The organism is Desulfosporosinus sp. FKB (genome assembly GCF_002196705.1).
In the GTDB taxonomy this organism is placed as follows: domain Bacteria; phylum Bacillota; class Desulfitobacteriia; order Desulfitobacteriales; family Desulfitobacteriaceae; genus Desulfosporosinus.
This window is the reverse complement of record NZ_NADJ01000018.1, coordinates 1-10,577: the sequence shown is the minus strand read 5'-3', so window position 1 is coordinate 10,577 and position 10,577 is coordinate 1. Positions and strand designations below refer to the sequence as shown.

General features: G+C 40.9%; 9 protein-coding genes and 1 rRNA gene. 4 read left to right on the top strand and 6 right to left on the bottom strand.

All coding sequences use genetic code 11. The features are described 5' to 3' along the window. Positions 1–250: 250 nt before the first annotated feature. From B5Y67_RS06485 to B5Y67_RS06470, 4 genes are all read right to left on the bottom strand, one after another. Positions 251–1,753 carry an MDR family MFS transporter gene (locus tag B5Y67_RS06485; RefSeq protein ID WP_088225686.1) on the bottom strand — a complete coding sequence of 501 codons (1,503 nt, stop codon included), beginning with the start codon at positions 1,751–1,753 and terminating at the stop codon, positions 251–253. A 69-nt stretch (positions 1,754–1,822) separates the two neighbouring features. Then, positions 1,823–4,018: a DNA helicase RecQ gene (gene recQ, locus B5Y67_RS06480; RefSeq protein ID WP_088225685.1), complete on the bottom strand. Its 2,196-nt coding sequence runs from the start codon at positions 4,016–4,018 to the stop codon at positions 1,823–1,825. A gap of 231 nt (positions 4,019–4,249) precedes the next feature. After that, the gene (locus B5Y67_RS06475; RefSeq protein WP_088225684.1) at positions 4,250–5,083 is read right to left on the bottom strand and encodes a TIGR03915 family putative DNA repair protein; all 834 of its coding nucleotides are present in this window, start codon (positions 5,081–5,083) and stop codon (positions 4,250–4,252) included. Further along, positions 5,062–6,363, bottom strand: a complete 1,302-nt coding sequence (locus tag B5Y67_RS06470; RefSeq protein ID WP_088225688.1) for a putative DNA modification/repair radical SAM protein — start codon at positions 6,361–6,363, stop codon at positions 5,062–5,064. The genes B5Y67_RS06475 and B5Y67_RS06470 overlap by 22 nt, the downstream gene beginning before the upstream one ends. A 348-nt stretch (positions 6,364–6,711) precedes the next feature. Here B5Y67_RS06470 and B5Y67_RS06465 point away from each other — a divergent pair, with 348 nt between their 5' ends. From B5Y67_RS06465 to B5Y67_RS06450, 4 genes are all read left to right on the top strand, one after another. Next, complete coding sequence (locus B5Y67_RS06465) at positions 6,712–7,116, top strand: CidA/LrgA family holin-like protein (protein WP_088225683.1); 405 nt, start codon at positions 6,712–6,714, stop codon at positions 7,114–7,116. After that, on the top strand, positions 7,113–7,805 hold the full coding sequence (locus B5Y67_RS06460; protein ID WP_088225682.1) for an LrgB family protein: 693 nt from the start codon (positions 7,113–7,115) through the stop codon (positions 7,803–7,805). Before B5Y67_RS06465 ends, B5Y67_RS06460 begins: the two co-directional genes overlap by 4 nt. Positions 7,806–7,908: 103 nt before the next feature. Continuing rightward, positions 7,909–8,400 (top strand): Rrf2 family transcriptional regulator, encoded by a 492-nt coding sequence (locus tag B5Y67_RS06455; RefSeq protein ID WP_207652405.1) that lies wholly within the window; start codon positions 7,909–7,911, stop codon positions 8,398–8,400. A gap of 118 nt (positions 8,401–8,518) precedes the next feature. Next, positions 8,519–9,451 (top strand): alpha/beta hydrolase, encoded by a 933-nt coding sequence (locus B5Y67_RS06450; protein WP_242975889.1) that lies wholly within the window; start codon positions 8,519–8,521, stop codon positions 9,449–9,451. A gap of 253 nt (positions 9,452–9,704) precedes the next feature. Here B5Y67_RS06450 and B5Y67_RS06445 read toward each other — a convergent pair whose 3' ends face one another. After that, positions 9,705–10,097, bottom strand: a complete 393-nt coding sequence (locus B5Y67_RS06445; RefSeq protein ID WP_140419062.1) for a hypothetical protein — start codon at positions 10,095–10,097, stop codon at positions 9,705–9,707. 359 nt (positions 10,098–10,456) lie between these two features. Next, a 5S ribosomal RNA gene (rrf, locus tag B5Y67_RS06440) occupies positions 10,457–10,572 on the bottom strand. Positions 10,573–10,577: the final 5 nt, after the last annotated feature.

Below are 10,577 nucleotides of genomic sequence, written 5' to 3'. Positions count from 1 at the left end.
TCTCTTAATACTGTCAACAACTATTTTCTTCAAGCAACAGGTTTGAGAGGATTTAAAAGGCGCTGTTCTCGAGCGCTTTGTTATAATACCACTTCTTCCTTAACTATGTCAACACTTTTTTATTACTCTTTTGCTTTTATTTATTTCACATGATTCATTGTCAATTTAAACATATCACTTTTGATTCGAACACCATATCCACAACTATGCAAGTAACGTCAAATAAGACTTTTCTATCAGCCAAGTCTTGTTATGATTTGATCGCCTTGGAAAATAATATGGCTAAACCAAAACTCAAAACAGAAAATATCAGTAGACCCCAAAAAACATTATGCAATGATAAGGAAAGCCCTGAGGTAAGTAATTTCAATTCGCTCTGTGGTAAAGCTCCTCTTTTAACTGGGTCAAGCAGGATGTTAATAACATCTAATTGCAGGCCCCCTCCTTTACCGCTGCTCCGTAGAAAATTCAGCAATTTCAGATTCAAGATGCCGCCTAAAAGTGCCGCCCCCATAGTGTTGCCTAATATATTCATAAACATATTCGAAGCTGTAGCTACACCGCGCATTTTCCAATCAACACTGTTCTGAATTCCGACAATAAAAACGGTCCTTGCAAGGCCCATACCTATACCTATAATTGCTGAACCCGCTCCAGCCCAAAGCCAGCCCTTATCTGGCTGCAGCGTTACAAAAAACATTGAACCAATCACGGCCCAAATTGCACCGACTATAACAACATTACGGAACCCATATTTAAACATTATTCTGCCGGAAAGAGTCGCCGCAACGACCCAGCCCATGGACATAAAAGCAAGTGCAAAACCCGCAATTAATGGAGTTTTATTCATGACTCCTTGGATATAGGTTGGTAAAAATGATGATAATCCGATAATGACAACACCTGTAGTTAACGTGGCTAAATTTGATACAAGAATCAGTGAATGTTTCCAAATCCACAAAGGCATAATGGGTTCAATAGCCCTCTTCTCTTGTAAAATGAATAACAAGATGCCAAGAATGACAATTCCGGTTAATATAAGAATCGGTGCTGAAGTCATTGGCCAAACTGTTCCTGCTTGGATAAAAATAACCATTAAGGCACTGATTGTAGTAAATATCAAAGCCGATCCTAAATAATCAATTTTATGTTCTTGAGCATGTACAGTCTCTTTAAGGAAAAGCCATATTCCTATCATAGAAAACAGGCCTATCGGAATATTTATCCAGAATATCCAAGACCAACGAACATATTGTACAAAAAAAGCACCTAAAGCTGGGCCAATAATTGAGGATACCCCCCAAACGCTTGAAAGATACCCTTGAATACGAGCACGTTCTGAGATATCAAAAATGTCCCCAACAATAGTCGTGGCAATCGGTTGAACGGCACCTGCCCCAACACCCTGGATTAAACGAAAGAGTATGAGCATATTCATGCTTTTGGCTAACCCACAAAGTAATGAACCTATTAAAAAAACAATAACCCCAAATGAAAAGATAGGTTTTCGGCCATACAAATCAGCCAATTTTCCATAGATCGGGATTGTTACCGCCTGCGCTAAGAGAAATGCCGAAAACACCCAGCTGAACTTTGAAAACCCGCCTAAATCACCTACAATACTTGGAATCGCTGTAGCTACTATCGTCGCTTCAATGGCTGCCATAAACATCGCTAACATAATACAAGCTAATGTAACTTTGCGATTTGTCTTAGCATTTTCTCTTGCGTGATTTTGATCCGAACTATGCATTAAAAAATAACTCCTTCTGGAACCGAACCGTATAAAATTTAGTTTCAAAGATCTTCAACAGTTCAATCCTTAATTCAATTCTCGATGTTTCTCCAAGACTGCCCTTATCGTAAACCATTCAATATCATCGGAAAGCAAATCTTTTATTGGACGTAATTTTTCGCGACCAGCTTTTTGGGCTGCTTCTAAAATCAAAGGTTCCTGAGCAACGGGAATAAAGTCGTCCCAAGGTACAGCATGTCCCTCCAGACCACAGCGCACAAGGTGATTCTGTACCGTTAATTCTGTTATTTTCCTAACCTTCCCTATTTCTGCAATAGAATACCCTTCTTGATACAAGAGCAGCGTTTGGACATGACTAGGAAGTTTATCCTTTGACATATCTGTTATCGCTAAATTAATATTTGTTGCCTTGCTGGATTGTTTTGCCGATGTGTCCATGCTGCTCTCTGCGGTCAAGAAAAGCAAGCTGTTCCTTTTGGGTTTGGAAGCTCCCATAAAATCAGCAATTGCATTCAAGAATTCATCTCCATACTTTTCTAATTTCCGTTCCCCAACTCCACTGATTCGAATCATCTCCCTAGGATTTGACGGGCAAACCTGGGACATTTCCCGCAAGGTGCTATCAGCGAAAATCATATAGGGAGGCAAGTTCTCTTGTGCTGCTAATTCTTTTCGCAGTGCCCGAAGCCGATCGAAGAGACTGACCTCCTCCACGACATCGTGGGAAGGTTGTGGAGACACTTTTTTCATAACTTTTGTCTCACCTTTTATGACAGAAACTGCGGAAGGCATAAGGTTCAATACTGGATACTCTCCTGTCGATAATTGCAAATAACTCTCAGCGACTAAATAATTGATAAGATCTTTTATTTCCTGAAGTGACATATCCTTTAAAAGTCCATGCGTAGAAAGCTTATCGAAATTTAGTTCAATAATCTTCGCTTTACGTGATCCCTTCAGTACTTCTGCAACCATGCCAATCCCAAAGCGTTCTCTCATCCGATAAATACAAGAGAATATTTTCTGCGCATCTAATGTAATATCAACTATCTCACGCGTATCATTACAATTACTACAATTTTCACAATGGTTCGGAACTTCTTCTTCCCCGAAGTATTCTAAAATAGTTTTCCTCAAACAACGAGGGGTATGACAATAATCCACCATTCCTTGAAGCTTTTTATGCTCATTTAATTTCCGCTCAGGATTTAATACACTTTGTTCGATGAGAAATCTTTGCAGAACAACGTCTTGAGGCGAAAACAGTAAAATACACTCCCCCGGTTCTCCATCCCGTCCCGCACGCCCAGCCTCTTGATAATAGGCCTCCATATTTTTTGGCATATTGTAATGGATTACATAACGAACATTAGATTTATCGATACCCATTCCAAAAGCGTTAGTAGCCACCATAATCAGAGTTTCATCAAAAAGAAAATCCTCTTGGCTCTTTTTACGCTCGTCGTCACTCATCCCAGCATGGTATTTTCCGGCCTTTAGCCTATGTTTCGTCAAAAAAGCCTGGAGATGATCCACTTCTTTCCGGGTTCCAGCATAAATTATTCCTGATTGATCCCTATGTGCCTGTACATAGTCTAAAATAAATGCCTTTTTGTTCTCTCCCCGAAGAGTTGTAAACGACAAATTAGGCCGATCAAAGCCTGTCACATAAACATTAGGGTTATCAAGCTGGAGCAAACGAACAATATCTCTCTGAACCGCCTCGGTTGCGGTTGCCGTAAAGGCACCAATCAGCGGCTTTTGGGGCAGAGAGTTCACAAAAGATCCCAATTGAATGTAGCTTGGCCGAAAATCATGTCCCCATTGTGAAACACAATGGGCCTCATCAATTGCCAAAAAAGAAACATTCAGAGATTTCAAGAGCATACGAAAGTTCTCCGATTCTAATCGTTCCGGAGCAATATATAGTAGTTTATAGTCTCCGTGAAGGACTCGCTCTATTCGGGCCCTTACTTCACCGAGGGATAAGGAACTATTTATAAAGGTCGCTGAAACTCCAAATTGCTGGAGAGCGTCAACCTGGTCCTTCATTAAAGAAATTAACGGTGAGATAACCAAGGTGGTTCCCTGAAAAATTAAAGCAGGAACTTGATAGGCTAAGGATTTACCTGCACCTGTGGGCATTATTGCCAGCGTATCCCTGCCCTTAAGCAGACTCTCTATCACTTTTTGCTGACCATCCCGAAATTGAGTATAGCCAAAATACTTCCGCAATACTCTAAGCGCCGTTTCTATGAGCACTTTGAACAACTCCTTAAAAGGATAACTCTTCTATCTATTATAGCAAAAAAAATAAGATTAAGGTCTTATTCCCGAAACCCTAAAGTACATTCTGTACTAATGTGACTAATAATTACGCCACGACCTTCGTATGCTCATGGTAATCCATGACATTGGGGTGAATGTCCCTCAGCAATAAGAAAACCCCCAACATTTCTGTAGCTGTTGGAGGACATCACCAATGAACAAAATCTAGGGCAACCGTTGAGGCTCATAAGATCTGATAGCATGTTTACTCAGATTTCGCTGTTTCTCACTTACATTATGTAGTTCCCTATACTCCTCCATTTCCGTTAAATGTCCCCAATACCTCTTCGGCATTAGTGTCATACGGCATTTCGGATTATATCGCTCTTCAATAGCGATGGTTTGATAAAATTGCTTCCAAAGGCGACGATACTCAACTTCCGATTTATCAACTTCAGGTAACGTTAATTCATCGACATAAATCAGCTTTGCTTCCTGCCCCTGATAAACTAAAGCCATCTTATGTGTTTTATCATAAATCATAAACGACTCATTGCAAAACCTATCACAGAAATGATCAGAAATAAGAGGCAATACGAAATTTTTAGGTTCAATTACTGCCACCATAACCTTATCATAAACAGCAAATCGTACGAATCCCTTGAACTTATGACTTTCTGACGTCAAATGACGGACGGCTTTTTGCAAGGTACTAACAGTATCATCTGTAAGCATCGACATAACCTTGCTCCCGTGTGTATAGCCTAAGCGTAAAAAATAATAGATTAATAGTTCCTTCTGGGGAGCATTTGTCCAAAAACCCAGCGTAACCAATTCCTGCGCTTGAACTGAGATTTTTGCTGCAATCGATTTATAGACCCGATCCGACTTGTTGATGTCCGTCTCAATCCATTTCGCTGTATCAAAAAGGCTTTGCTGATCACTGGGAGTTCGGATAGCACTTGGGACCTCCTTGAGAGCAAAGCTTTCAAAAACGCAGCACATCAACCCTTCGAAACTCCCATCATATTCATAAACTATCTCTGCTCTGTCAAACACTGACTCACTTCCTCTCTCGTCATAGGAGGATCGGGAAAAAATGAGAGTTGTTCCGCAAAACCGGTTAATAATTTAGGCTGATCGGACATCAACGTTCTCAAAGAACTATCTGATGGTATCTTTAGTCGATTCATAACTTTTCCCTTACAAGTAATAAAATACTGTGCGCGTTTTAGTACAACACCCATCTTCTTGAGTCCATCAAAATCAATTAAACTACTTCTCCTTGCCGTTAAAATACGCATAGCGCTGGTTACTCCTATTCCCGGAACACGCAAAAGCATCTCATAAGGCGCTTTATTTATTTCAATAGGGAACTGTTCCAGATGATTAATTGCCCAATTACACTTAGGGTCAACTTGCAAATTGAAATTTGGGGTTTGCTCATCAAGCAGTTCATTGGCTTCAAAGCCATAAAATCTTAACAGCCAATCAGCCTGGTAAAGACGATGTTCACGTAAAAGAGGAGGTTTTGTGTCTACAGATGGTAACAGAGTATGTTCCGCAACCGGTATATACGCAGAATAAAAAACCCTTTTCAGACGATATTTTTTATAGAGTCCTTCGCTTAAGATTAGGATCTTATGATCCGTATCAGGCGTCGCACCAACAATCAGCTGTGTGCTCTGCCCTGCGGGTACAAACTTTGAAGCATGTCGAAATTTCACAAGATCTGAGCCATTCTCTTGGATCTTATGACTAATAAACCCCATAGGCCGTAATATGGAATCCTTTGTCTTATTCGGGGCTAACAGCTTCAAACTTTCTTGGGATGGCAATTCGATATTAACGCTCATACGATCAGCTAAAAGCCCCAAGCGAGTAACGAACTCACTGTCCGCTCCAGGTATAGTTTTAACATGGATATATCCATTAAAGTGATAAACTTCACGCAGCAGTGTTAATGCCTTGATCATTTGCTCCATAGTATAATTAGGGCTTTTAATTACTCCGGAGCTAAGAAACAATCCTTCAATATAGTTCCTTCGATAAAAATTGACCGTTAGTTCTGCCAGCTCACTAGGAGTAAATGCCGTTCTTTTGGTATCATTTGAGGTGCGATTTATACAATATTTGCAATCATAGATACAGATATTCGTCATTAAAACTTTTAGTAACGAAATACAACGTCCATCAGCCGCAAAACTATGACAAATACCCGCATTTGCAGCACTTCCTATGCTCCCTTGTTTCCCTCGCCTATCAACACCGCTGGAGGTACACGCTACATCATATTTAGCCGAGTCTGATAAAATCATCAATTTGTCATAAATATCGATGTTTATCCCCTCCAATTTTTAATTTCATAAATATCTTATCAACACTATAATCCAAAACATATGTTCTTGTCAAAGGCAAAAAGGCAAACATATGTAAGAAGTTTATGTTAAAATGTGTAACTATGTTTCCATTTGAAATATCTAGCTTCCTTAAATATCACATTTTAAAGCGGCCTTTCAGGAATATCCGGAATATCCATCGCTATATCCTCCCGTTGGTATTTTTATTTATAGACAAACGGAATTATTCATATTCTATATATGTATTTCACACATAAAACTCGTCGCTATATACTTGTTACATAAATTAACTTAACCACAAGCAAATGAAACAAGAGGTTGTTAGCGATGAAAAAAGTACTTAAAATAACAAAGATGTTCAAACTAAGGCGGATTTTTCTAGCATTAATTCAAATAGGTATTCTCTATATCTTTTCATTAGTTGGAAGTTTCTTAGGTAAAGTATTGCACCTAAACTTTCCCGGAAGTCTTATTGGTATGGGCATATTATTTATTCTTTTGCGCCTCGGGATCTTTCCGTATAACTGGGTTGTCATCGGCGGTAACTGGTTGCTTGCTGAATTGCTTTTGTTCTTTATTCCATCAGTCGTAGCAATAATGCAATACATGCAATTTCTCCACCGTGAAGGTCTTGATCTATTCCTCATCATCTTAATTAGCACAGTGACTGTCATGGTAAGCAGTGGCCTTACCGCAGAAATGATAACTAGAAAAGGAGGAAAGGCATTATGAGTGAATTTGTAGGATTCATAAGTGTAGTTCTCACCATTATCTTCTATTATTGTTCAAAGGCTTTATATGGTCGTATTCGATTTGTGCTATTCTCACCCTTATTAATTGCACCTGCGGCATTAGTAATTGGTTTACTAACACTTCATATTTCCTATTCAAGCTATATTATCGGCGGAAAATGGTTGAGCATACTTTTACAACCTGCAATTGTAGCCTTTGCTTTACCATTGTATAAACACTATGAATTATTAAAAAAGTATTTCCCAGAAATCATTCTCAGTGTATTAGTAGGTACTCTCTCTGCATTTTTGTCTTCTGCCCTGCTGGGGCTGGGCGCTAATTTTGAACCTCAGATTATCCTGAGTTTAGCCCCCCGTTCGGTTACAACTCCAATTGCTATTGATGTTTCCAATAACTTAGGTGGTATCCCTTCCCTTACTGCAGTCTTCGTTATTTTCACCGGCTTAATGGGGCTTGTTATCGGCCCACTGGTAATCCGTTTTCTCCACCTTCGCTCGCCGATAGCTAAGGGAGTTTTATTGGGAACGGGAGCACATGGCTGCGGAACATCCGCCGCCTTATCATTAGGTTCTCTCGAGGGTACGATTGCAAGTCTCGCAATGATCTTTGCTGGGCTAGCAACCATCGTTCTTGCTCCGGTCATTTTTCCGTTACTTCTAAGGTTATAATAAGTTTTCGCTTTTCAGCTTTGTGAGATAGACAAAGAAACTTTATTGTCCAAACCTTTAATTGTGTTCCCAAACGTTACGTCAGCGGAAGAGTGTCATAGAATTGACTTCTTTAATCTCATGTAATATTATAAGTTACATGAAAAGAAACAAACGTTTATCTGTTGCTCTACACGTTCTACTTCACATGGCCGAGCGACCTAACGAAGCTATGACATCAGAAGAGATGGCTTCTTGCGTCGGTACTAATGCGGTAGTAATCCGTCGCACGTTCGCAGGCTTGCGCGAGGCGCAAATCGTCTCATCGTTGAAGGGGCACGGCGGCGGTTGGCGACTAGCCAAACCCCTTAACAAAATAAGCTTAGAGGAGGTTCAACGCGCTCTTGACGAACGGATATTCACCGTCCCAACGCCGCACGATGAAAGCCCCGGCTGTCTCATCGAAAAAGCGGTTCATCTCGCTCTAGATGAGGCTGTGGCAGAAGCAAATCGTTTCCTTGATAGACGTCTCGCGATGATAACCTTAGCCGATATCGCTGCTGATGTCTACCAACTCGATAGGATGATCTCCGTAACGCCTGATAAAAATAAATAAATGCATAATTACGCAATGGAAATAAAACTTACATAAGAACATTTCCCCGCCAAGCGTAGGAAGGAGAAGCTCAATGATTGATATAAAACACCGTATTATTAGAGCCAATAATATTCAGATGCATATAGCTGAACAAGGTGAAGGACCACTTGTCTTGCTATGCCATGGGTTTCCTGAAACCTGGTATTCATGGCGGCACCAAATTCCTGTGCTGGCGGAAGCTGGGTTCCATGTTGTAGCACCTGATTTGCGTGGTTACGGCAGGACAGAGCGACCGGAAGAGATCGAACAATATACACTTCTTCATCTAGTTGGCGATATAGTCGGATTGCTCGACTCTTTAGACGCTGAAAAGGCCGTAATAGTTGGCAACGATTGGGGCGCAACGCTAGCATGGCATGCGGCCATATTAAGACCAGACCGATTCCGCGGGGTGATTGGATTATGCGTACCAATGATGAACCAACCACCGATTCCACCAACTAAAATCTTTCCGCAGAATGAGGATGAATTATTCTATACTCTGTACTTCCAAACACCCGGAGCCGCAGAGATGGAGTTTGAACATGATGTCCGCTCCACAATGAATAGCCTACTCTTTGCAGCTTCCGGAGATGCGGGACCTCGTAACGAGAATGATGGTACTCCGAATCCCTTCGGAATGGTTTCGCGGAGCAGTGGTTTGCTCGCGCAATTGCCTACCCCTCCATTACCTTCCTGGCTTACGGAAGCCGACTTGGACATCTACACTGAGGCATTCACCGCATCTGGGTTTCGTGGAGGCTTGAATTATTATCGTAACCTTGATCGCAACTCGGAATTGCTATCTTGTTTCAACGGAATAAAGGTAGTTATACCCGCATTATTTATGACGGGTGAACGCGATGTCGGCCTCAGTATCCCCGGGATGAAGCAAATAATTTCGGAGATGCCTACTCTTGTACCACTGCTCCGTCAGACAATCATCCTTCCCGGTTGTGGGCATTGGATTCAGCAAGAAAGACCTCAAGAGGTTAACGCGGCCATTATTTCTTTTATGCGAAACCTTTAAGCTTGTATAGTTTTTAGTTTTTCTAAAGCAAGTTGCCTTTAAACAACTGTTGCAGTGGATTGCTGTCTGCATCACTACACTCCCAACTACAGAACAGCCGTGTAAAACAAAAAACGCCCTTAAGTTAAGGCGTTTTTGGCGCATGATTGCTCTTAAGCAAAGTCATGTTACTTCACGGTTAAAGAATAATCCAATTAGAATTTGACTGCGAGGCTACATTAGTAGAATGCGACATAACATATGAATTAAACCTTCAATTGATTAAATAACTAATTACCGACTTATTCATTAATCTTAACCGTCCAGGGAATTCATCATGTCTCTCTGATAAAAGTGCAAAATACCCTTCTTCCTCAAAGTTTTCTTGAATCCTTGCATTATTAAAACCCAACCCTAGTATTAATTCATTATAAAAACCTTTATGATTAACTACATCCTCTGCTCCCAGATGAAAAATCCCCTTTAACTTATTCTCAATAATGTAATATAATTGCTTTGCTATCAAAAAATCTGTATTTGCATTATATAATAATTTTGGATATAGAACGATTTCTTCGTTATTGATCAGCGAATTTAATAGATATTTCATTCTTGGCAGCGTGACGAAAACCGGATGAGGTTTTCGCCACATTGCGACTTGTGACACATTCTCCAGCAATGTGGATCCGAACGGGTGGAACCCCGGTAGGGATCTTTCATTTCTTTCATAAACACAGACAGACTGCCTTTTGGCAGTCTGTCGCTTGTTACCTGGCGATGACCTACTTTCCCAGGGGCAATGCCCCAAGTATTCTCGGCCCTGGAGGTCTTAACTTCCGTGTTCGATATACGAAAAGCGGACGAGCTTTTCGCCACGTTGCGTCCCGTTACGCATTCTCCTGCAGCGTGGATCGAACGGGTGGAGCCCCGGACTTCTTCCCTAAACACTTATTATATTTACTTTAACTTAACCTTTACTTTCATGAAACACAGATAGACTGCCTATCGGCAGTCTATCGTTTGTTTACCTGGCGATGACCTACTTTCCCAGGGGCTATGCCCCAAGTATTCTCGGCCCTGGAGGTCTTAACTTCCGTGTTCGATATGGGAACGGGTGGAACCCCTCCGGCATGATCACCAGATCTCT

Excerpts from the sequence above, each read along its gene's own strand:
- B5Y67_RS06465 (WP_088225683.1), top strand. The coding sequence starts at position 6,712 with ATGAAAAAAGTACTTAAAATAACAAAGATGTTCAAACTAAGGCGGATT.
- B5Y67_RS06460 (WP_088225682.1), top strand. The coding sequence starts at position 7,113 with ATGAGTGAATTTGTAGGATTCATAAGTGTAGTTCTCACCATTATCTTC.
- B5Y67_RS06485 (WP_088225686.1), bottom strand. The coding sequence starts at position 1,753 with ATGCATAGTTCGGATCAAAATCACGCAAGAGAAAATGCTAAGACAAAT.
- B5Y67_RS06450 (WP_242975889.1), top strand. The coding sequence starts at position 8,519 with ATGCATATAGCTGAACAAGGTGAAGGACCACTTGTCTTGCTATGCCAT.